The following is a 19,841-nucleotide window of genomic DNA, read 5'->3' as shown; positions in this document are numbered from 1 at the left end:
CAGCTGTTCACCTCGGCCGGTCGAGTCGCTGGATGAGCAGGTCGGCGAGCCGGTCGCGGCCCGCGGGCGCGGCCACGTCGGTGAGGTAGACGGCGTTCAGCAGCTGGTCCGTCGCGAGGAGTTCACCGCGCGAACGCTCCAGGAAGTGGCTGATGAGATCGTCCCCGGACCGCGCCGCCTCGTCCCCGAGGTGCGCGCGGACGAAGGTGGCCAGTCGCTGGTGGTCGGGGCGACCGAGCTCCAGGTGGAGGCAGCGCCGCATGAGAGGGGCCGGGAAGTCGCGCTCGCCGTTGCTGGTGAGGACGACGAAGGGGAAGGAGGTGCACCGGACCCTGCCTCCCGTGATCACCGCCTTGTCGCCGTCGTCGTCCAGGACGCGCGCCCGGCCTTCCGGCAGCCTGTCGCTGATGCGCTCCAGCTCGGGGATGGCGAACTCGCCCTCCTCCAGCACGTTGAGCAGGTCGTTCGGCAGGTCGATGTCGCTCTTGTCGAGCTCGTCGATGAGCAGCACGCGCGGCCGGTCGGAGGGCAGCAGCGCGGTGCCGAGCGGCCCGAGCCTGATGTAGCTCCCGATGCCGTCCGCGGCGCCGGTGCCCGCCTGTTCGCCGGCCGTCGCGTGTGCGGCGATCTGCACGTCCTGCAGCCGGGCGATGGCGTCGTAGTGGTACAGCCCGTCGAGCAGGGTGGAGCGGCTGACCACCGGCCAGCGCAGGACCCTGCCGAGACCGAGCTCGTGGGCCACCGAGTGCGCCAGGGTGCTCTTTCCCGCCCCCGGGCTGCCGGTGACGAGCAACGGCCGTCTGAGGTAGAGCGCGGCATTGATCATCTCCAGCTCCTCGGCGCCCGGCCTGTGGAGCTCGGCCAGATGCCGGTGGCTGCCCAGGCGCCGGTCGGCGGAGCCGTCGGCCTCCTCGGCGCCGCCGGCCGGCGGACCGGCACGGTTCGCGAAGTCCCGCCAGGGCGGCGGGGAGGGCAGGCGCTCGATCCCCTCGTGCGGCTCTCCGGCCCCTCGGTAGATGAGCCACTCACTCGGTTCACTCATGGCGTTCCTCCCGTCATGGCGCCTCCAGGAGCTGCCCGGAGCCGGGCAGCGGATGGTGCGGGTCGTCGTAGAGCAGGGCGACGCTGTCGGACCAGTACGTCTCGATACGGCTCGCCCGTACCGATTTCCTCAACTCATGGATCACGTAAGGGAGCCGGTCACTCGTACCGGCCTGCGTCACGGTGTCGGCAGCCCGCCGGTGGAACTCCGTGCAGACGGCCCCGGCCTGCCCCGCACGCCTGCGCCACAGCACCACGCCGTAGCCCGCGCTCATCACCCGGCCGAGCCCGGCCAGGGCATCCGACGGGGAGTGGCCGCCGTACTGGCAGAGCAGCGGAACGGTCTCGTGCGCGAGCGTGCGCAGTTCGCCCGTCTCAGGAGCGCGTACCCTGATGCCGCCCACGCAGTCGGACACTTCGCCGCGCATCGGGCCCGCCGCCGTGCGGTTCCAGCGGACCTTCCGCTCCTTCGCGGACCACTCCTCGTCGTACGGCTCCTGGTCGGCGCACCGGAGGACCACGGGACGCACCACCCCGAGCGGTGGTTCGTACGGCGTCAGGCACCACTTGTCCACGTCGAGATCCAACAGGGCCCGGCCGGTGGCCACCTGGAGAACGGCCGGAGCGTCCGGTTCGTCGCAGCACCTGAAGGCTTCGGCCAGCGGAGCGGCCAGCCGGGACGGCAGGTCGGCCAGCGCGGTGCCGTGGGCGTCCTCCGCCACCGGGCGGAAGTCGCCGTTGCTCTCGCCGACGGCGATCCGCCAGTCGTAGCGCCCCTGCTCCCAGCCACGCAGCTCCAGGGCCAGCAGGACGAAGGACCGCCCCGTCGCACCGGGACCCGCTCCGCCGGGCGGCATTGGCGGCGTCCGGCGCCCGGGGCCCGGGCGGTTGCGGCCCGTGCTCCAGAGCAGGTCGAGCTCCTTGCGGAAGCTGCGGGAGAGGTGGTCGTCGGCCGTCCGGCGCACCCATTCCCACAGGGCCTGCGTGGCGTCCGCGGTGCCCGGGGCCTCGTAGGGGCGGTCGGCGGAGATGACGGCCATGCAGTAGCGCAGGACCAGCTCGAGCGCGCGGTCGCCGTCGCGCACCTCGTACAGCGCGGCGAGGCCGTCACGCCAGCCGCGCGGGGCCGGGCGGTGGTCGCCGGAGTAGACGTCCGGGAGGCCGTCCAGGATGTCGAGCAGGGCACGGGTGCTGACCGGGGGCGGGATGTCCGCGAGCCGCCCCAGCAGGACGATGCGCTGGCGCGGGCCGAGCGTGCGGCCGGGGCCGGACACGAGCTCGCTCTGGGCGTCGACCCAGGTCCGCTCGACGCCGGCCGTGCTGTTGTGCCGGTCGGCGTGATGACGGTCGTGGGCGTGGAAGACCGCCTGGTACGGGTCGCTCTGCTCGTCCTCGGCCGGTCCGGCCTGGACCGGGAGGGTCCGCAGGCGTTCGACACCGACGGCCGTACCGCCCTGCTCCCCCTCGATCCGCGACTTGAGGACGCCGACCACCTCGCCCCGGGCGAGGTCGACCACGGGGCCGCCGGACATCCCGGCCTCCATCCAGTCGCCGCCCAGCCGGATCTGCTGCCCGTCGTCGGCGGGCCCGCCGAACATGCCCTTCACCGTGCAGTCGCCGCTGACCGCGGCCGGTCTGCCGCCGCGCGGGCCGGTCCAGCCCACGTAGTGGACCCTGCTGCCCGGGAGCATCGCGGCGGGCCGCTCCGTGACGTACACACACGCGTGCTCCGCCGGTTCCAGCAGCCGGATCAGAGCCAGGTCGGGAGCGGGCCAGCCGGGCATCCGCGGGCCGGCCGGCCCGGACTCGGGCAGCGTGGCGACGACCGCGCCCGCGACGGCGGTCTCCTCGGCGCTGTGCCGGTCGGGCCTGAACACCACGTTCACCCCGCCCCCCTCCCCCTGCGACGCCACGTGGGCGCATGTGAGGACCCAGCTGGGGGCGATGAAGAAGCCACTGCCGAGAAAGCCCGTGTCGGATCCGTCTGGGACATACCCGGGCTCCGGCCGATGGATGCGTACCGTCGCTTCCCTGACGAGGCCCATCAGGGCAAGGGTCGTCCGGTCCCGTCCGCCCTCTGCGCCCCCGCCGGAGGGCTGCGTCATGAGCCGCCGCCGCCGGGCGCCCCACCGCCGTGGGGATGCGCCGGTGCGCCGGTGGACGCCCCGGCGGACGGCCGGCCCGTCGGGGCGCCGGCGGGAGGCGGTGCGGCGGGCGGCGGCAAGGTGGCGGGGGGCGGTGCGGCGGGCGGCCCTCCGCCGGACCAGGTGAGAGTGACCTTGATGGCGCCCTTGGCCTCGCCGTCCGCGAGGAGCCCGACCACCTTGCCGGCCTTGGCCGTGAGCTCGATGCCGAATTCCACACTGACCTCGTCCGGCCGCACCGCACGCAGTGGCTCGGCGAGCGAGCGGGCGACGCCGGTGACGACCCCCGTGAGGCTCTCCACCCTGGCCTGGATCCGATCGGTCAGGTCCTCGTATCCGATGTCCGTGTAGGTCAGCCCGCCCTCGGGCTCCCGCAGCTCCTCCGCCCCCGATATCCGCGCCCAGACCGGTGTACCGTCCGGCATCTCGATGCGCGTGATCCGGGCCCCACTGTCACCCATGACACCCCCCGTTGCCCAACTCGTCGCAGATTAGCGGGAGTCCGCGGGCCATGTGGGGCTCATGGAGCACGACACCGCTTGCGGTACGCCCGCTCACGGTGTTCTGCCCTGCACGGCCACGGGGCGAACGCCCTACCCTGGCGGGAAGAACAACTACCGTCCCCACCCGGAGCGAGCACAGGCATGTATTTCACGGACCGTGGCATCGAGGAACTGGAGAAGCGGCGCGGCGAGGAGGAGGTCACCTTCGAGTGGCTCGCCGAGCAGCTGCGTACGTTCGTCGACCTCAACCCCGACTTCGAGGTGCCCGTCGAGCGCCTGGCGACCTGGCTGGCCCGGCTGGACGACGAGGACGAGGACGAGTAGTCACCGCCCTCACCCGCGCGCGACCTCCGCTTCGCGTCTGAACCGGTTGTACGCGAGGCCCAGCGCACCCTGCGCCAGCAGGACCAGGCCCGCCGTGATCCAGCCGCCGCTGCGGCGGCGGGCGCCCCACAGAGTGAGCGGCATCCCTGCCGCGACCTGCGCGACAGCGACGGCGCGGGCCCGCGGGCCGAGCAACCAGGGTCCGAGACCGCCGCCCTCCACGGCATCGAGTTCCACCCGTACGGCATCGCGCCAGCCGGGCCACTCGATCAGTTCCGCTTCCCGGTGCGCCCCGGCTGCGGCGCGGAGCCGGCCGGCCGGTTCGCCGGGGGTGAGGCCGGGCGGCAGGGACACCCCTGTGCGGGCGAGGACGGCGAGCAGTCCGAGCAGCCGGGCGTCGGCGTCCGTCTCCGGGTCCTCGTGGGTGAGAGCCTCCAGGGCCTGGACATCGAGGACGGGGTCGAGGCCGAGCCGGGCGGCGAACGTGCGCATGGCCTCGTCCTCGCCGGCCGGCGTGCCGTCCGCCAGCCAGGTGTAGCCGACCGGGCGGCGGAAGCCCGCGGCGAGGGTGAAGCCGGACCGTTCACCGTCCCACCACAGTGCGAGCACCGGCCAGGCGGATCCCACCGCGAGCGCGGTGGCCCAGCCGCCGAGGACCCGGTCGACGGGCTCGGCGCCGGCATGGCCGGCGGCGTGGCCGCCACCGTCGCCGCCGCGGCGCCAGGGCTTCCCTTCGGGGACGAGGACACTCCAGCCGTCCCCGGCCGGAGTCAGCAGCATGCTCTCCTGCAGCAGACGAGCCAGGGGCCGTACGGTCTCGGGGTCGGCCCGGCACAGCAGCAGAGCACCCACGGAAGTCGCGGTCATGCTGCACACGCTAGGGCAAGAGGCACATTTATGGAGGTTTTCGAGCACCCAGCCTCCCACCCGCAGCCCTCTTGACTTCTCCGATCCGCGATATATCGTGTTCATCAGAGACGCGATATGTTGCGTCGTGTCCACGCCGTCCCGGAGGTCAGATCCATGCCTGAGTCCACGTGGACCGTCGCCGAGCCCCAGAAACTCACCTTCGACACCCCCGTGACGGCGCTCCACGTGCGTGTCGTGAACGGCACGGTCAATGTCGTCGGCACCGATGAGCCGAGCGCCCGGCTGGAGGTCTCCGGAATCGAGGGCCCGCCGCTGATCGTGACCCAGCGGGACGGCACCCTCACCGTCGCCTACGAGGATCTGCCCTGGAAGGGGTTCCTCACCTGGCTCGACCCCAAGAGCTCGCGCCGGAGCGTCGTCGTCTCGCTCGCCGTGCCGGCCGGCTCGACGGTGGAGGTCGGCGCGATCGGCGCCGGCGCCGTCGTCTCGGGGATCCGCGGGCGTACGGAGCTGCGCGGCATCACGGGCGACAGCACCCTGGTGGGGCTCTCGGGCGTGGTCCGGGCGGAGACCGTAGCCGGAAGCCTGGAGGCCCAGGCCGTCACCGGCGACCTGCACTTCCAGTCGGTGTCGGGCGATCTGACGGTCGTCGAGGGTGCGGGCACGTCGGTGCGGGCGGAGTCCGTCAGCGGCCACATGGTGCTGGACCTCGACACGTCCCCGAAGCCGACCGACATCCGGCTGACCACGGTCTCCGGTGAGATCGCCATACGGCTGCCGCACCCGGCGGACGCGAAGGTCGAGGCGAACACCGCGAGCGGTGCGGTCTCCAACGCCTTCGAGGATCTGCGGGTCGGCGGCCAGTGGGGTGCGAAGAAGATCACGGGCACGCTCGGCGCGGGCACGGGGAAGCTGAGGGCGACAACCGTCTCCGGCTCGATCGCGCTGCTGCGCCGCCCACCGTCCCAGGACGACCCGCACGCCGCCGAATCCACCGGAAAGGTGCTCTGACATGGCTCCCGTATTCGCCCATGGACGCCTGCGTCTGTACGTCCTCAAGCTGCTGGACGAGGCCCCGCGCCACGGCTACGAGGTGATCCGGATCCTGGAGGAGCGCTTCCAGGGGCTCTACGCACCGTCGGCGGGCACCGTATATCCCCGCCTGGCCAAGCTGGAGGCCGAAGGCCTGGTCACCCACGCCACCGAGGGCGGCCGCAAGGTCTACTCGATCACCGACGCCGGGCGGGCCGAGCTGGCGGGCCGGGGCGGTGAGCTGGCCGATCTGGAGCTGGAGATACGCGAGTCGGTCTCCGAGCTGGCTGCCGAGATCCGCGACGACGTACGCGGCGCGGCGGGCAAGCTGCGGAGCGAGATGCGGGCCGCGGCCTCCGAGTCCCGTCACCGGAGCACCGGGAAGAGCGGCTGGGAGTCCGATCCCCTCGGAGACGGCGAGGCATGGCGCACGGCGAAGGAGGAGCTGCGCAAGGCCAAGCAGGAGTGGAAGGAGCAGGCCCGGCGGGCGAAGGACGAGTCCCGTCGCGCCCGCGAGGACGCCGAGCAGGCGCGACGCCAGGCCCAGGAGGCCCACGAGAAGGCGCGCGAGCAGATGCAGAACGTCGCACGCCAGGTCCAGGAGCATTTCGCCCGGGGCGACTGGCCCACAGGGGTGCGGGAAGGGCTGGCCGAGATCACGGGCCAGCTCGGCAGCTTCGCCAGGACCGGCAGCTGGCCCTCGTACACCAGGCCGGATCCTGCCGCTCCGGACGTCGAGTGGGCCATGGACACGGCGACCACGGGCGATCCGGCCCGTGATCTCGACCGGTTGCTGAACCGCTTCCGCGACGACATCCGGGACGCGGCACGGGACCGTGGTGTCACCGCGACCCAGCTGGCGGAGGCCCGGAACCACCTGGCCACGGCCGCCGCCCGGATGGACAGGCTGCTGCGGGGTGCGGGTGACGCGGCGGAGGGCGGCACGCCCCCGAAGAAACCCTGACGCCGCGCTGTCCGGCGGCCCGGGACGACGGACCGCGGGACAGCGGGACCGCCTCGGGTCGGCCGGGGCGGATCAGCCGGCCCTGGCCTGCCCCTCTCCCCCGGCTCCGTACAGCGCCCGCTCCACGGCCGTGTACGTCGCACCGTGTTGCGCGAGCACGTCGGCGACCACGCCCGGGGAGGCTGTCAGGGCCAGCAGGAGATGCTCCTCGCCGATGAAGCGGTCGCCGCGACCGAGGGCGATGCGCAGGGACTTCTCCAGGATGCCCTTCGCGCCGGTGGTGAACGCGCGGCGCCCCGTCCACCACCGGCGGCTCCTGCGGTCGCCCGCCAGGGCCCCCTCCCCGTGGGCGCCCTCGACCTTGGCGACGATCTCGGTGACGTCGATACCGATGCCGGCCAGCGCCTCCATGTCGGCCTGGGTGAGCCCGCCCCGGCGCCGGGCCTCGGTGAGCGCCGCCTCCAAGGAGGCGCGGCGGTCGGTGAGCCCCAGGGCGGCGACCGCGAAGGAGGACCGGCTGCCCTCCTGGTCCAGCAGCGCGAGCAGCAGGTGTTCCTCGGTGACCGAGTCCGCCCCGGCCCGTTCGGCGTGGGTCAGCGCGCCGGTCACCGTACCCCGGGCACCCTTGGTGAATCGCTCGAACATCAGCGCCTCCCGTACTTCTTGTGCACGGCCTGCCGACTGACGCCCAGCTCGGCAGCGATTTCCTGCCACGACCAGCCCTGGACGCGGGCGCTCCTGACTTGCACGGCTTCGAGTTGCTCCAGTAGCCGCCGCAGCGCGGCGACGGCCCGCAGCCCGACACGCGGGTCACGATCACCGGCACGTGCGGCGAGATCCGTTGCTTCGGTCACGATGTCAATCTACGTTGACAATCGCTACGCGTCAACCAATGTTGACAGGGTCGGTGGCCAGGCGGGCATGGCGCTCCACGTCGTACCGCGTCTCCCCGTAGCGGAGCTTCCCCCGCTCGACGCCCTCCGCCGCGAAGCCGGCCCGCCGGGCCACCGCGCAGGACGCCGGATTGTTCGTGCGATGTCCGAGCTCCAGGCGGTACAGTCCCAGGTCGTCGAAGGACCAGCGGGCCAGTGCCCGCACCCCCGCCGTCGCCGTTCCTGTACCGCGGGCCGCCTCGACGGTCCAGTAGGAGACCCATCCGGTGTCGTGGACGTGATTCACCGCGGTCACGGCCACGCAGCCGAGCACCTCGCCTTCGCGGACGACGGCCCACGCGTATCCCGTGCCGGCCGTCCGCGCCCTCTCCCGTTCGGCGATCCACTCCAGCGCCTCGGCCGGGGTCGTGACGGGGCGGCCCGCCTGGCGGGCCATCCCGGCAGGTGCGAAGGCACGGAGCACCGCCGGAGCGTCCGACGGCTGCCAGGGGCGCAGCAACAGCCCTCCGGGAGTCCGCAGTTCCGGCAGGGGTGTCACGAGACGGTCAGCACGATCTTCCCGAAGAGGTCTCCCGCGGCAAGCCGTTCGAACCCGTCGCGGGCCCGGTCCAGCGGCAGCGTCTCGTCGATGACGGGCCGTACACCGGTGGCCGCGCAGAACGACAGCAGGTCCTCCAGCTCGTCCTTGGAGCCCATCGTGGAGCCGACGACCTTGAGTTCCAGGAAGAAGATCCGGGTCAGTTCGGCGTGCGGGGGGCGGTCGCCGCTGGTGGCCCCCGAGATGACCAGCGTGCCTCCGGGCCGCAGCGACTTCACCGAGTGGGACCAGGTGGCGGCCCCGACGGTCTCGATGACGGCGTCGACGCGCTGCGGCAGCCGCGCTCCGGACTCGTACGCCTCGACGGCACCCAGTTCGACCGCCCGCCTGCGCTTGGCCTCGTCCCGGCTGGTCGCGAACATCCTGAGCCCGGCGGCCTTGCCGAGCACGATGGCGGCGGTGGCGACGCCGCCGCCGGCTCCCTGGACGAGGACCGAGTCGCCGGGGCGTACGCCCGCGTTGGTGAACAGCATCCGGTACGCGGTGAGCCAGGCGGTCGGCAGGCAGGCGGCCTGCTCGAAGGTGAGCTCCTTTGGCTTGGGCAGTACGTTCCAGCTGGGGACGGTGACCTGCTCGGCGAAGGTGCCCTGATAGCGCTCGGTGAGGATGGAACGCGGCTCCCGCGGACCGACCCCGTGCCCCGTCTGTCCGATGACCGAGTGCAGGACGACCTCGTTGCCGTCCTGGTCGATCCCCGCGGCGTCGCAGCCGAGGATCATGGGCAGCTTGTCCTCGCCGAGGCCCACACCGCGCAGGGACCAGAGGTCGTGGTGATTCAGGGAGGCGGCCCTGACCTGGACGGTGGTCCAGCCGGGTCGCGCCCCGGGCGCGGGGCGTTCGCCCAGCTCAAGGCCGTTGAGGGGCTGGTCACGGTCGATGCGTGCGGCGTAGGCGGCGAACATGGCCCCGACGATAAACCGTGACGCCCCGTGACGTAACCGTCCGGTGGTGTGACACACGCCCCAGCCCGGTGGTCACGCGCCTGCTCGGGCATCAGCCTCGGAGCCCAGGATCGGGGAAAGGGCGGGCCGGGGGCAGCTCCGCGCCGCGGACCTGTCGGCCCCGTCCCGCCCTCACGGCGTCAGCGCCGTGCCACGCCCTCCGCCCGCGCGGCCGCGGCCACCGCGGCGGTGACGGCCGGAGCCACCCGCTCGTCGAACGGCGACGGGATCACGTAGTCCGCGGCCAGTTCGTCCCCGACGACGTCCGCCAGTGCGTTCGCCGCGGCGATCTTCATGCCTTCGGTGATCCGGGAGGCCCTGACCTGCAGCGCACCGGCGAAGATGCCGGGGAACGCCAGCACGTTGTTGATCTGGTTCGGGTAGTCCGACCGCCCGGTCGCCACCACGGCCGCGTACTTGTGCGCGACGTCGGGATGGACCTCGGGGTTCGGGTTGGCCATGGCGAACACGAAAGCGCCGGGCGCCATCGAGGCGACGGCCGGCTCGGGGACCGTTCCGCCGGAGACCCCGATGAACACGTCGGCTCCCGCGAGAGCCGTTTCCAGAGGACCGGAGATGCCCGCCCTGTTCGTGAGTTCCGCCAGTTCGCGCTTGACGTCCGTGAGGTCGTCGCGGTCCCTGCTGACGATGCCCTTGCGGTCGGCGACGGCGACGTCACCGATGCCCGCCTCCAGCAGGAACTTCGCGATGGCCACACCGGCCGCACCGGCGCCGGAGATGACACCGCGCAGATCACCGAGCGTGCGGCCGGACAGCTTCGCCGCGTTGCGCAGGGCCGCGAGCGTCACGACGGCCGTGCCGTGCTGGTCGTCGTGGAAGACAGGGATGTCGAGCCGCTCCTGGAGCCGGCGCTCGACCTCGAAGCACCGGGGTGCCGAGATGTCCTCCAGATTGACACCGCCGAAGGACGGCGCAAGCCGCACGACGGTCTCGACGATCTCGTCCACGTCGGTGGTGGCGAGCGCGATCGGCACCGCGTCGACACCACCGAACTGCTTGAAGAGGATCGCCTTGCCCTCCATCACCGGGAGGGACGCCTCGGGACCGATGTCCCCCAGGCCGAGCACGGCGGTGCCGTCCGTCACCACGGCCACGACCTGCGACTTCCAGGTGTAGTCGTGGACGAGCTCGGGATTCTCGGCGATGGCGCTGCACACCTTGGCCACGCCGGGCGTGTACGCGAGGGACAGGTCGTCCTTGTCGCGGATCGGGACGGTGGCCTGCACGGCCATCTTCCCGCCGCGGTGGAGGGCGAAGGCCGGATCGAAGGGCTCGTCCGTACCGCTGATGTCGTCCGCACCTTCCGCACCGTGCGTCTTGCTGTCGCTGCGAGGATTGACGATCTCCGCTGCCATTGTGTTGACCCCTTAAGTCTTCATCGTTTGAGGGTGGCCACTCCTGGTTGAGGAGGGGTGGGCGGGCACCGCGTACGTTCCCGGCACTGAGCGGGATGGCCCGCCCCGCAGGGGATGCACGTACGCGCGGGCGCGCCGCACACGCGCCCTGAGCCCCTGATGAGGGGTGTAAAGGTCTTTTTTACCCGACGGACTGTGCCTCGGACGAGTCCATATCGACGCCGTGACATGACTCATAGCTGAATATTCGGACAAGTCCACTAAGAGGCATAAAGGTCGTCCGCGGGTCGAGATGCACCGGAGATTCTCCGGAGGAAAGCTCGAATGCCAACAGATGGTCCGGCCTTGTCGCACCGGCCCGTTGGAGATCGGGGGTCGCCCGTTACCCGATTTTGACATGCCGCGGCCCCTGAATGGGCTAGTCCGAATGGCAAGATGCCCTAATCACACAAGGTGGCAACACTCGAAGGTGCGTGCGCACCCACCTGACCAGCGCCCCCTCACCGCCGGAGGATTCCGATCATGACCGCAAGCACGATCTGTCGTACGACCGCAAAGTCCCGGATTGCCACGGTCTGCGCAGTCGCGGTCGCCGGCACCCTGCTGCTGACCGCCTGCGGCGACCAGACCGACAGCGGGTCGACGAAGACCGGCGACAGCTCCGCGTCCAAGAGCGATGCCCCACTCTTCGACAAGCTCCCGGAGAAGTACCAGAAGTCCGGCGTCATCAAGGTCGGCACGAACGCCGAGTACGCCCCGATGGAGTCCGTCGAGAACGGCAAGATCGTCGGTGTCGACCCCGACATCGCCGAGGCCCTCGGCAAGCAGCTGGGCGTGAAGTTCGAGTTCACCTCCGGTTCCTTCGACGGCCTGATCACCGCCCTGAACACCGGTCGCCACGACATCGCCATGTCGTCCATCACGGACAACAAGCAGCGCCAGGAGGGCCTGGACGACAAGGGCAAGAAGCTCGGCAAGGGCGTCGACTTCGTCGACTACTTCCTGGCCGGCACCGCCGTCTACACCAAGAAGGGCAACCCCGAGGGCATCAAGTCCATCGAGGACCTGTGCGGCAAGGTGGCGGCGGTCCAGCGCGGCACCACGTACGAAGAGGCCCTCAAGAAGCAGTCCGCGGCCTGCACGGCCGGCGGCGAGAAGGCCGTCAAGATCGAGTCCTTCGAGAACGACACCGAGGCCCAGACCCGCGTGAAGTCGGGCGGCGCCGTCGCCGGCGTCAACGACTACCCGGTCGCGGTCGACCTGGCCCGCAAGGCCGGTGGCGGCAACGACTTCGAGGTCGTCGGCGAGCAGGTCGACGCCGGCCCGTTCGGCATCGCCGTGAACAAGGACAACACCGAGCTGCGTGACGTCCTCAAGGAGGCCGTCGACGCGATCATCGCCGACGGCTCCTACCAGAAGGTGCTCGACAAGTGGGGCGCCGGCACCGGAGCGATCGACAAGGCCGCCGTCAACGGCGGCAAGTGACCGGCGCACCACCGAAGGGCAGTCACCGTGACTGACAAGTTCGACAAGGTGCCCGGCGGCCCATCGGCCACCGCCGCACCCGTCTCCAATGCCACGACCGTCGCACCGGAGACCATCAGGGCCATTCCCGTACGCCACTACGGCCGCTGGGTCAGCGGCATGGTCGTCGTGGGTCTGCTCGCCGCCGTCGTGTACGCCTTCTCGCAGGGCAACATCCAGTGGCAGGCGGTCCAGGACAAGGTGTTCGACGACACCGTCCTGGCGGGAGCCGGCCGCACGCTGCTGATCAGTGTGCTGGCGATGGCCCTCGGTGTGGTCCTGGGCGTGATCCTCGCCGTCATGCGCCTTTCGAAGAACCCGGTGACCAGCTGGGTCGCCTGGCTCTACATCTGGTTCTTCCGCGGCACCCCGGTGTACGTGCAGCTGCTGCTCTGGTTCAACCTGGCGCTGATCTTCCCGGTCCTCAACATCCCGTTCATCTACAAGGACGAGATGACCGACGTGATGACCCCGTTCATGTGCGCCCTGCTGGGGCTCGCCCTGAACGAGGCCGCGTACATGGCGGAGATCGTCCGCGCGGGCATCCAGTCGGTGGACGAGGGCCAGACCGAGGCCTCGCACGCGCTGGGCATGACCCAGGCGAAGACCATGCGCCGCGTGGTGCTCCCGCAGGCGCTGCGCGTGATCATCCCCCCGACCGGCAACGAGTTCATCAACATGCTGAAGACCTCGTCGCTGGTGTACGCGGTCACCTACAACGAGCTGCTCCGCTCCACGTCGCAGATCGGCTCCACCTCGTACGCGGTGATGGAGATGCTCTTCGTCGCCTCCATCTGGTACATCGTGATGACCAGTGTGTTCAGCGTGGGCCAGTACTACCTGGAGCGCCGTTACGCCCGGGGTAGCCTGCGCAGCCTTCCGCTCACCCCCTGGCAGCGGGTCAAGGTCCATCTCGCCGCCTTCAGCAACCGTCCCTCGGGGGGTGTTTCCGCATGACCGCCATGGTGAAGGCCGAGGGCGTACACAAGTCCTTCGGCGCCGCGCACATCCTCAAGGGGATAGACCTGGAGGTCGCCCCGCGTGAGGTCTTCTGCCTGATCGGCCCGTCCGGTTCCGGCAAGTCGACGTTCCTGCGGTGCATCAACCACCTGGAGCAGATCAACGCCGGGCGGCTGTACGTGGACGGCGACCTGGTCGGCTACCGGCAGAAGGGCGACCGGCTCCACGAGCTCAAGGACAGCGAGGTCGCCCTGCAGCGCCGGGACATCGGCATGGTCTTCCAGCGCTTCAACCTGTTCCCGCACATGACGGCCCTCGAGAACGTCATGGAGGCCCCGATCCAGGTCAAGGGCGAGGCCAGGGCCGTCGCCCGGGCCCGCGCCGAGCAGCTCCTGGACCGGGTCGGCCTGTCCGACAAGGCGAAGAACTACCCGTCCCAGCTCTCCGGTGGACAGCAGCAGCGGGTGGCCATCGCCCGCGCCCTGGCCATGGAGCCGAAACTGATGCTCTTCGACGAGCCGACGTCGGCGCTCGACCCGGAGCTCGTCGGTGACGTCCTGGACGTCATGCGCGGGCTGGCCGAGGACGGCATGACGATGATCGTCGTCACCCATGAGATGGGCTTCGCCCGCGAGGTCGGCGACGCCCTGGTCTTCATGGACGACGGTGTCGTGGTCGAGTCGGGCCACCCGCGCGACGTACTGACGAATCCGCAGCACGACCGGACGAAGTCCTTCCTGTCCAAGGTGCTGTAGCCCGTCAGCGGTACGGAGAAGGGGGGGGGGGGGGCCGGGGCCGGGGGGCCCCCCCCCCCCGGGCCGCCCGCCCCCCCCCGCCCCGCGGCGCGGCGCGCCGCGCCGCCCCCCCCCCCCCCCCCCGCACCTTCCCCCCCCTCTCTTTGGTGCTCCCGCCCTCGGGGGGTCGGGTTTGGGGGGGCCGCGCCCGGGGCCCGCCCCCCCCCTTCTCCGTGTCCTCACGCCCTGTCCCTCGGCGTGCGGCGGCCGGACCTCCCCCTTCCGCCGCAGACCCGCCGCGCTACTTCACGGCGAGCACCAGGCTGTCCGACGGTGAGGACCAGACCGTGCGCGCCTCCGCGAAACCCGCCTCACGGAGGGTGCGGGCGTGCCACCGCGGGGAGGGCATGTCACCGTCCGCGTGCTCGCCGTAGATCCTGAAGCGCTCGGCGGTCGGAGCCGCGAGGACCGGGTCCTTGGCGGCGAGGGCCCACCACTGGGCCCAGTCGAGCGCGCCGTCGGCCCGGGCGCGGTCCATGGCGGCGTGCCGGCGGGCTCGCTCGGCGGCATTGATGCGGGGGGTGCCGGTGTCGATCATGTGGTCGGCGTTCATGAACACCCCGCCGTCCCGGACCAGCCGCCCGAGCTGCCCGTAGAGCGCGGCGAGCGGCTCGCTGTGCAGCCAGTGCAGAGCCGTGGCGGTGAGGACGGCGTCGTAGGAGGCGTGCGGGAGCCGATCGGGCCAGGCGGGGTCCTTGAGGTCGGCGGTGACGAAGGTGACCCGGTCGTCGCCGTCGAAGGTGCCGCGGGCGATCGCGAGGAGCGCCGGGTCGAGGTCGACGCCGGTACTGGTCGCCTCCGGGAACCGCGTGAGGAGCCGGTCCGTGATACTCCCCGTACCGCACGCCAGGTCGAGCACCCTCGGCTCGGGGCCCACAACGGCCTCGACCATGTCCAGCATCACCCGGAACCGCTCTTCGCGGTCCGGCATGTACCACTCCTGCTGACGGTCCCAGCTCTGCTGCCAGGACTGCCAGTCGGTGCCCGTCGCCGTCTCCGTCACGCGAACCTCCAAGTAATACTCGTATGAGGCGCCCACCCATTACACTGGCCGCATACCGACCATAGACCGACGCCGTAAGGACTACAAGTGGAACTGGCCTATTACTCGGACTACGCCGTACGTCTGGTCAACACCGAGGAGCCGGCCCGCAACAAGGACTCCCTCACCACGGTCGAGTCCGTGCGCGACCTCTTCGGCGCGAACGCCCAGGCGGCCCGCCGCGCGACCGACGCGGACGTGACCCGCTTCCGGTCCGTACGGACCCGGCTCCGGGCGGTCTTCCAGGCGGCCGACAACGGCGACGAGACCCTGGCGGTGGACCTGCTCAACTCGCTGCTGCTGGAATTCCCCGTGAGCCCCCAGGTCTCCGGCCACGACACCCGTGACGCGGACGGCAAGCCGGACTGGCACATGCACCTGGCCGACCATCCGTCGAACGCGACGGCCGGATTCGCCGCCATCGCGGCGATGGGACTCGCCTTCCATCTCACCTCGCACGGCGTGGACCGGCTGGGCCTGTGCGAGGCGGCACCGTGCCGCAACGCCTACCTCGACACCTCCACCAACCGCTCGCGCCGCTACTGCTCGGACCGCTGCGCGACCCGGGCCAACGTGGCGGCCTACCGGGCCCGCAAGCGCCTGGAGACGGAACGTTCCGAGGACACGGGACGCAGCGCGCGCACCGCCCAGCCCAGCACGCCGAGCACCGACCGCTGATCCTTCCTCAGCGGCCGGTAGCGGGCCCGCACCCGGGCCAGAACGAGCTCCTCGGGCACGGCCCCGTAGTCGGTGCTGTCCCCACCCGCGAACGAGTTGTCGCCGAGCACCCACCAGCCGCCGCCGCGCCGCTCGGCGGCTCGCTTCACCACCAGCAGGTCCTGCTGGAACGGATGACGCAGGATCACCACGTCCCCCGGGCGCACCGGCGCACCGTGCTGCACGAGCAGCCAGTCCCCGTGGTAGAGCGTGGGCACCATCGACGGCCCCGTCACCTCCACCACCTGGAACGACCCTCGCGCCGCCCGCCCGTCCCCCGGCCCCTGCGTCAGCTCCGGCATCCGTGGCACCTCCCGGTCCATCCTCCAGTACACCGCCGTGCGCGCCGCTCCGCGCATTCGGCCACCGGTCCTGTCCTCACCCTGGACTTTTGTCCTAAGCCCATGGGGCAGCCGCTGAAAGCGGCCTCCCACGGAGTAATGTCCCACCTGAGAAGACGATCACGAGGAAGGACAGCTCCATGCTTTCCCGCCTGTTTGCCCCCAAGGTGAAGGTCAGCGCCCACTGCGACCTGCCCTGCGGTGTGTACGACCCGGCCCAGGCCCGCATCGAGGCGGAGTCCGTCAAGGCCGTCCAGGAGAAGTACCAGGCCAATGAGGACGCGGACTTCCGCACGCGCGCCGTTCTGATCAAGGAACAGCGTGCCGAGCTCGCGAAGCACCACGTCTCGGTGCTCTGGAGCGACTACTTCAAGCCCCCGCACTTCGAGAAGTACCCGGAGCTGCACCAGCTGGTCAACGACACCCTGAAGGCGCTCTCCGCGGCCAAGGGCTCGAACGACCCGGCCACGGGCCAGAAGGCTCTTGAGCTGATCGCCCAGATCGACAAGATCTTCTGGGCGACCAAGCAGGCCTGACCTCCGTACAGGCCGTCCGATCCGCGCTTTCATGACGCGGATCGCCTGGCTGTCCGCACCCGGTCCGGGGCCGCCGGCAACGGCGTCCCCCATGGGCCGGGTGCGGTCTGCTGTCACGGCCCGGTCGCCCGCCGGGCGACCGCGCTCCGCTCCGGGGCCCGTGGACCTCTGCCGGCCGTTGCGGCCGGACCACGGCCCTTTCTCTCGTCCACGATGTCCTGGACACGGGCCTGCCGCCCGGCCGGCCGGCTCTCCCCGTCGCCGAGGCCGGACGGCGTCACCGGGTGGGCGCCGCGCCCGGCCGCACGCGACTCGGGAACCACTCCGTCCCGCCCCCGGCCGCCCCTACCGGCACGCTGGAAGCGCTCGACGGCATCAAAGGACACCGTGCCGTACTGCCCGTCGACGACCAGACCGTAGCCGCGCTGCTTCATCAGGTGCTGGATCACGACGACCGTCGCACCGCTCGCGCCGGGGTCGGTCCTGGGCCAGCCACCGCCCAGGTCCACACCTCGGGCGTCCAGGAAGGTCACCGGGTCGGACGTCACCCCGTGCCCTCCTGTATGCGTCTCGAAGTGCAGCTGAGGCCCCGTCACGTTGCCGGTGGCTCCCATGTCGGCGATACGCCGGCCGGCCGCGACCGTGGCACCGAGCGCGACCCGGTAGGCGCTGAGATGACCGTGGTAGGTGTACTGGCCGCCGCCGTGCGAGAGGACGAGGGCGTTGCCCGTCCGGCCTGCGAGGCCACCTCCCCACGAGCGGCGCACGACCGTGCCGGCCGCCGCCGCGTAGACCCCGGTACCCGTCGAGTTCGTGACGTCCTGACCGGCGTGCGCGCCACCGCCCCGGGGAGCGCCGTAATGGCCGCCGGTGGGGAAGCGCGCCGGGTCGGCCCATCTGCCTCGCCGAGGCCGTCGGCCGGTACCGGGAGCCGGCCCGGGTGCGGTCCCGGAAACGGGCACGCACCCGGGCCCGCTCAGGCTCCCGGAAGGAGGTGACGGTAGCTGTCCGGGTTCTCCCGCAGGTAGTCGGCCAGGCTCTTGGCGGGGTGACCGGTGAGAGCGGGAACGGCGTCCGAGACCACGGCCAGTTCCCCCGCCGCGATGGCCTCGTACGACGTGACCCAGCCGGCCACCTCCCAGTCCGGGGCACCGTGGTGGGCGCGGGAGGCGTAGGCCTCCTCCCTGGTCTCGGGGACGTAGCGGACGGGGCGGCCGGTGCAGCGGCTCAGCTCCTCGGCCGCTTCGGCGAGGGTGAACGCCTCGGGGCCCGTGAGGTCGTACGACGCGCCGTCGTGACCCGTTCCCTCGTCCAGCAGGACGGCTGACGCCGCGTCGGCGATGTCCTCGTGGGCCACGGCCGAGACCCGCCCGTCGCCGCCCGGGCCGCGCAGGATTCCGTCGGCGCCCGTCATCGCGGGAAGCCCCGCCAGGTACCAGCTGTCGCGCAGGAAGGTGTGGCGCACGTCCACCATCCTGAGGTGTGCCTCGGTGTGCCAGTGGTCGCGCGCGAAGGTGAACGTCGCGTCCGGTGCGGCACCCAGGAAGGACACGTACACGATCCGCTCGACGCCCACGGCGACGGCCGCGTCCACCGCCGTGATGTGCTCGCGCACCCGGTCGGGGCTCTCGTGCGCGGAGACGAGGAACAGGGTGTGCGCGCCGTGGAGGGCGCGGCGCATCGCCTCGCCGTCCCCGTACGGGGCGGGCGGTGCGGCGTCCGCGCCGGGCAACGGGGGCAGCCGGGAGGGGTCACGGCCGAGAAGCCGCACCGGGACGCCGACGCGGGCGAGCCGCCGGGCCACCCGGCCGCCCACCGCACCGCCCGCGCCGGTCACCGCGATGAGCGGGCCGTTCACAGCGCCTCGTCGTTCTCTCGGGTCGCGGTCAGGGGGGCGGCCCAGGGGCGCACCTCCACGACGGCGTCCACCGGAAGCGGCCCGTAGATGTGCGGGAACTCCTCACCGCCGGGCGCAAGGGCCTCGTACCGCACCGGGTCCTGGAGCCGGGCGGGGTCGATGACCAGCACCACCAGACCCTCGTCGTCCTCCCCGTACAGGGCCCGGGCGACGCCGGGCAGTTGGTGCGACAGGGAACAGTGGATGAACCCCTCCTCATGCAGGGTGCGGCCACGGGTGGACATCTCGTACGTCCCGGTCGCGCGGGCGGCCTCCCACAGGGACGCTTCGGTGAGGTGCAGCAGTTGTCGGGTCATCGGGCCACGCTAAGCGCTGCCGGGCGCCGCGAGGAGCTTCGCCTCGGTCCGCGCGTCAAGACCGGGCGCGGGCCGGTCCGGCCGCTGCGGTGCCGTGCCGCCCAGCTCGCACAACCAGGACCACGTGTCGGCGACGGTTTCACCGACGGGCCTGCAGCGCAGCCCTGCCGCGTGCGCCTTTCGGGTGTCACCGCGATGCAAGGTGTCGTAGAGCTCTCCGGCGGGCAGCCAGACCGGGAGATCGGTCCAGGGCTCGACACCTGCCGCGAGGAGGTCCGCCGGATCGGTCCACCGCAGGTCGGCCCGGGAGCCGGTGACCCGGACGCAGGCGTCGAGCAGTTCCCCCATGGTGGTGTGCCCGGGAGGACTGACCGTGTTGTACGCGCCGCCCAGGCCGTCCGCCGCGGCGTCCAGCAGCCACTCCGCCAGGTCACGGGCGTCGATGTACTGGAGCCCGGCATCCCGCGGGCCAGGCGCTGTCACGGGACCGCCGCGGGCCACCCGGTTCAGCCACCAGGGCAGCCTGCCCACGTTCTCCCCGGGACCGAGGATCAGGCCGGCCCGGGCCAGCAGCGCCCGGTCGCCGAAGGCGTCCAGCGCCGCGAGCTCCCCGCCTCGCTTGGCCAGGGCGTACGAGACGTCGGCTCCCGCGTCGGGCGAGGCACCGGACACCAGCGGCCCCTCCTCATCCAGTCCGGCCGGTGTGGGGTAGGCGTACACGGAGCGGCTGGAGACGTAGACGAAGCGCTCGGCCCTGCCGGACAGCAGCCGGGCGGCGTCCCGGACGGCCGAGGGTGCGCCGCTCCAGGTGTCGACGACGAGATCCCAGGTTCCCTCGGCCAGGGCGGCGAGGCCCGCCTCACCCGTCGTGCGGTCGCCGATGAGCGCCTGCGCGCCCGGCGGCGGCGCGTGACGGCCGCGGTGGAACACGGTGACCCGCGATCCGCGGGTGAGCGCCGCATCGGTGACGGCCCGTCCGACGAACTCCGTGCCACCCAGCATCAAGATCCTCATGGCCTGATCCTGC

22 protein-coding genes and 1 pseudogene are annotated in these 19,841 nt (G+C 71.7%); 8 read left to right on the top strand and 15 right to left on the bottom strand.

The genetic code is table 11. From position 1 onward, the window contains the following. Positions 1–7 precede the first annotated feature (7 nt). From AB0F38_RS05845 to AB0F38_RS05835, 3 genes are read right to left on the bottom strand one after another with little or no spacing between them, the layout of a single operon-like run. On the bottom strand, positions 8–1,042 hold the full coding sequence (locus AB0F38_RS05845) for a MoxR family ATPase (protein WP_361887236.1): 1,035 nt from the start codon (positions 1,040–1,042) through the stop codon (positions 8–10). Positions 1,043–1,055: 13 nt separating this feature from the next. Beyond that, the gene (locus AB0F38_RS05840) at positions 1,056–3,086 is read right to left on the bottom strand and encodes a trypsin-like peptidase domain-containing protein (protein ID WP_361887233.1); all 2,031 of its coding nucleotides are present in this window, start codon (positions 3,084–3,086) and stop codon (positions 1,056–1,058) included. A gap of 56 nt (positions 3,087–3,142) precedes the next feature. Further along, positions 3,143–3,646 carry a CU044_2847 family protein gene (locus AB0F38_RS05835; RefSeq protein WP_361887230.1) on the bottom strand — a complete coding sequence of 168 codons (504 nt, stop codon included), beginning with the start codon at positions 3,644–3,646 and terminating at the stop codon, positions 3,143–3,145. 183 nt (positions 3,647–3,829) lie between these two features. On the opposite strand from AB0F38_RS05835, the gene AB0F38_RS05830 reads away from it, so the two are divergent. Continuing rightward, positions 3,830–4,012: a DUF6104 family protein gene (locus tag AB0F38_RS05830; RefSeq protein ID WP_003961784.1), complete on the top strand. Its 183-nt coding sequence runs from the start codon at positions 3,830–3,832 to the stop codon at positions 4,010–4,012. Positions 4,013–4,021: 9 nt separating this feature from the next. Here the strand turns inward: AB0F38_RS05830 and AB0F38_RS05825 are convergent, their stop codons facing one another. Beyond that, positions 4,022–4,879, bottom strand: coding sequence for a hypothetical protein (locus AB0F38_RS05825; protein WP_361887227.1), 858 nt, complete (start codon positions 4,877–4,879; stop codon positions 4,022–4,024). A gap of 156 nt (positions 4,880–5,035) precedes the next feature. On the opposite strand from AB0F38_RS05825, the gene AB0F38_RS05820 reads away from it, so the two are divergent. Together AB0F38_RS05820 and AB0F38_RS05815 are read left to right on the top strand one after the other, a co-directional pair. Continuing rightward, a complete protein-coding gene (locus AB0F38_RS05820; RefSeq protein WP_361887224.1) occupies positions 5,036–5,893 on the top strand; it encodes a DUF4097 family beta strand repeat-containing protein in 858 nt (285 codons plus the stop codon). Position 5,894: 1 nt separating this feature from the next. Continuing rightward, on the top strand, positions 5,895–6,878 hold the full coding sequence (locus AB0F38_RS05815) for a helix-turn-helix transcriptional regulator (RefSeq protein ID WP_361887221.1): 984 nt from the start codon (positions 5,895–5,897) through the stop codon (positions 6,876–6,878). Positions 6,879–6,950: 72 nt separating this feature from the next. On the opposite strand, the gene AB0F38_RS05810 is transcribed toward AB0F38_RS05815, so the two are convergent. The 5 genes from AB0F38_RS05810 to AB0F38_RS05790 all read right to left on the bottom strand — a co-directional run bounded on the left by AB0F38_RS05810 (position 6,951) and on the right by AB0F38_RS05790 (position 10,686). Next, a complete protein-coding gene (locus tag AB0F38_RS05810) occupies positions 6,951–7,523 on the bottom strand; it encodes a Clp protease N-terminal domain-containing protein (RefSeq protein ID WP_361887219.1) in 573 nt (190 codons plus the stop codon). Next, entirely contained in the window at positions 7,523–7,732 is a 210-nt protein-coding gene (locus AB0F38_RS05805; protein WP_006127526.1) for a sigma factor-like helix-turn-helix DNA-binding protein, read from the bottom strand. The genes AB0F38_RS05810 and AB0F38_RS05805 overlap by 1 nt, the downstream gene beginning before the upstream one ends. A gap of 31 nt (positions 7,733–7,763) precedes the next feature. After that, positions 7,764–8,300 carry a GNAT family N-acetyltransferase gene (locus AB0F38_RS05800; protein WP_361887908.1) on the bottom strand — a complete coding sequence of 179 codons (537 nt, stop codon included), beginning with the start codon at positions 8,298–8,300 and terminating at the stop codon, positions 7,764–7,766. A 5-nt stretch (positions 8,301–8,305) separates the two neighbouring features. Continuing rightward, on the bottom strand, positions 8,306–9,271 hold the full coding sequence (locus AB0F38_RS05795) for a zinc-binding dehydrogenase (RefSeq protein WP_361887215.1): 966 nt from the start codon (positions 9,269–9,271) through the stop codon (positions 8,306–8,308). Between the two features lie 179 nt (positions 9,272–9,450). Next, complete coding sequence (locus AB0F38_RS05790) at positions 9,451–10,686, bottom strand: NADP-dependent malic enzyme (protein ID WP_361887212.1); 1,236 nt, start codon at positions 10,684–10,686, stop codon at positions 9,451–9,453. 522 nt (positions 10,687–11,208) lie between these two features. On the opposite strand from AB0F38_RS05790, the gene AB0F38_RS05785 reads away from it, so the two are divergent. From AB0F38_RS05785 to AB0F38_RS05775, 3 genes are read left to right on the top strand one after another with little or no spacing between them, the layout of a single operon-like run. Continuing rightward, the gene (locus AB0F38_RS05785) at positions 11,209–12,171 is read left to right on the top strand and encodes an ABC transporter substrate-binding protein (protein ID WP_361887209.1); all 963 of its coding nucleotides are present in this window, start codon (positions 11,209–11,211) and stop codon (positions 12,169–12,171) included. Between the two features lie 48 nt (positions 12,172–12,219). Beyond that, positions 12,220–13,167, top strand: a complete 948-nt coding sequence (locus tag AB0F38_RS05780; protein WP_361887904.1) for an amino acid ABC transporter permease — start codon at positions 12,220–12,222, stop codon at positions 13,165–13,167. Next, positions 13,164–13,925, top strand: coding sequence for an amino acid ABC transporter ATP-binding protein (locus AB0F38_RS05775; RefSeq protein ID WP_361887206.1), 762 nt, complete (start codon positions 13,164–13,166; stop codon positions 13,923–13,925). The genes AB0F38_RS05780 and AB0F38_RS05775 overlap by 4 nt, the downstream gene beginning before the upstream one ends. Before the next feature lie 280 nt (positions 13,926–14,205). On the opposite strand, the gene AB0F38_RS05770 is transcribed toward AB0F38_RS05775, so the two are convergent. Beyond that, entirely contained in the window at positions 14,206–14,967 is a 762-nt protein-coding gene (locus tag AB0F38_RS05770) for a class I SAM-dependent methyltransferase (RefSeq protein ID WP_361887203.1), read from the bottom strand. Between the two features lie 87 nt (positions 14,968–15,054). Here AB0F38_RS05770 and AB0F38_RS05765 point away from each other — a divergent pair, with 87 nt between their 5' ends. Further along, positions 15,055–15,684, top strand: coding sequence for a CGNR zinc finger domain-containing protein (locus tag AB0F38_RS05765; protein WP_361887200.1), 630 nt, complete (start codon positions 15,055–15,057; stop codon positions 15,682–15,684). Here AB0F38_RS05765 and sodX read toward each other — a convergent pair. After that, on the bottom strand, positions 15,588–16,025 hold the full coding sequence (gene sodX, locus AB0F38_RS05760) for a nickel-type superoxide dismutase maturation protease (protein ID WP_361887197.1): 438 nt from the start codon (positions 16,023–16,025) through the stop codon (positions 15,588–15,590). The two genes, AB0F38_RS05765 and sodX, sit on opposite strands and share 97 nt — an antisense overlap. Before the next feature lie 179 nt (positions 16,026–16,204). Here sodX and sodN point away from each other — a divergent pair, with 179 nt between their 5' ends. Next, positions 16,205–16,600: a superoxide dismutase, Ni gene (sodN, locus tag AB0F38_RS05755; protein WP_361887194.1), complete on the top strand. Its 396-nt coding sequence runs from the start codon at positions 16,205–16,207 to the stop codon at positions 16,598–16,600. A 350-nt stretch (positions 16,601–16,950) separates the two neighbouring features. Here sodN and AB0F38_RS05750 read toward each other — a convergent pair. The 4 genes and pseudogenes from AB0F38_RS05750 to AB0F38_RS05735 all read right to left on the bottom strand — a co-directional run. Further along, positions 16,951–17,562, bottom strand: a pseudogene (locus AB0F38_RS05750) (peptidoglycan DD-metalloendopeptidase family protein); the annotation flags it as partial. A 14-nt stretch (positions 17,563–17,576) separates the two neighbouring features. Continuing rightward, the gene (locus AB0F38_RS05745) at positions 17,577–18,458 is read right to left on the bottom strand and encodes an NAD(P)H-binding protein (protein WP_361887192.1); all 882 of its coding nucleotides are present in this window, start codon (positions 18,456–18,458) and stop codon (positions 17,577–17,579) included. After that, complete coding sequence (locus AB0F38_RS05740; RefSeq protein ID WP_361887189.1) at positions 18,455–18,814, bottom strand: DUF952 domain-containing protein; 360 nt, start codon at positions 18,812–18,814, stop codon at positions 18,455–18,457. The genes AB0F38_RS05745 and AB0F38_RS05740 overlap by 4 nt, the downstream gene beginning before the upstream one ends. Before the next feature lie 9 nt (positions 18,815–18,823). Continuing rightward, the gene (locus AB0F38_RS05735; RefSeq protein WP_361887186.1) at positions 18,824–19,828 is read right to left on the bottom strand and encodes an NAD-dependent epimerase/dehydratase family protein; all 1,005 of its coding nucleotides are present in this window, start codon (positions 19,826–19,828) and stop codon (positions 18,824–18,826) included. Positions 19,829–19,841 lie beyond the last annotated feature (13 nt).

The sequence above is a fragment of the Streptomyces sp. NPDC025273 genome, from assembly GCF_040638585.1.
GTDB lineage: Bacteria > Actinomycetota > Actinomycetes > Streptomycetales > Streptomycetaceae > Streptomyces > Streptomyces cinereorectus.
This window is presented reverse-complemented; position numbering and strand designations above follow the sequence as displayed.

Coding starts and splice junctions, on each gene's coding strand:
- AB0F38_RS05845 (WP_361887236.1), bottom strand. CDS start 1,042: ATGAGTGAACCGAGTGAGTGGCTCATCTACCGAGGGGCCGGAGAGCCG.
- AB0F38_RS05840 (WP_361887233.1), bottom strand. CDS start 3,086: ATGGGCCTCGTCAGGGAAGCGACGGTACGCATCCATCGGCCGGAGCCC.
- AB0F38_RS05835 (WP_361887230.1), bottom strand. CDS start 3,646: ATGGGTGACAGTGGGGCCCGGATCACGCGCATCGAGATGCCGGACGGT.
- AB0F38_RS05830 (WP_003961784.1), top strand. CDS start 3,830: ATGTATTTCACGGACCGTGGCATCGAGGAACTGGAGAAGCGGCGCGGC.
- AB0F38_RS05825 (WP_361887227.1), bottom strand. CDS start 4,879: ATGACCGCGACTTCCGTGGGTGCTCTGCTGCTGTGCCGGGCCGACCCC.
- AB0F38_RS05820 (WP_361887224.1), top strand. CDS start 5,036: ATGCCTGAGTCCACGTGGACCGTCGCCGAGCCCCAGAAACTCACCTTC.
- AB0F38_RS05815 (WP_361887221.1), top strand. CDS start 5,895: ATGGCTCCCGTATTCGCCCATGGACGCCTGCGTCTGTACGTCCTCAAG.
- AB0F38_RS05810 (WP_361887219.1), bottom strand. CDS start 7,523: ATGTTCGAGCGATTCACCAAGGGTGCCCGGGGTACGGTGACCGGCGCG.
- AB0F38_RS05795 (WP_361887215.1), bottom strand. CDS start 9,271: ATGTTCGCCGCCTACGCCGCACGCATCGACCGTGACCAGCCCCTCAAC.
- AB0F38_RS05790 (WP_361887212.1), bottom strand. CDS start 10,686: ATGGCAGCGGAGATCGTCAATCCTCGCAGCGACAGCAAGACGCACGGT.
- AB0F38_RS05785 (WP_361887209.1), top strand. CDS start 11,209: ATGACCGCAAGCACGATCTGTCGTACGACCGCAAAGTCCCGGATTGCC.
- AB0F38_RS05775 (WP_361887206.1), top strand. CDS start 13,164: ATGACCGCCATGGTGAAGGCCGAGGGCGTACACAAGTCCTTCGGCGCC.
- sodX (WP_361887197.1), bottom strand. CDS start 16,025: ATGCCGGAGCTGACGCAGGGGCCGGGGGACGGGCGGGCGGCGCGAGGG.
- sodN (WP_361887194.1), top strand. CDS start 16,205: ATGCTTTCCCGCCTGTTTGCCCCCAAGGTGAAGGTCAGCGCCCACTGC.
- AB0F38_RS05740 (WP_361887189.1), bottom strand. CDS start 18,814: ATGACCCGACAACTGCTGCACCTCACCGAAGCGTCCCTGTGGGAGGCC.
- AB0F38_RS05735 (WP_361887186.1), bottom strand. CDS start 19,828: ATGAGGATCTTGATGCTGGGTGGCACGGAGTTCGTCGGACGGGCCGTC.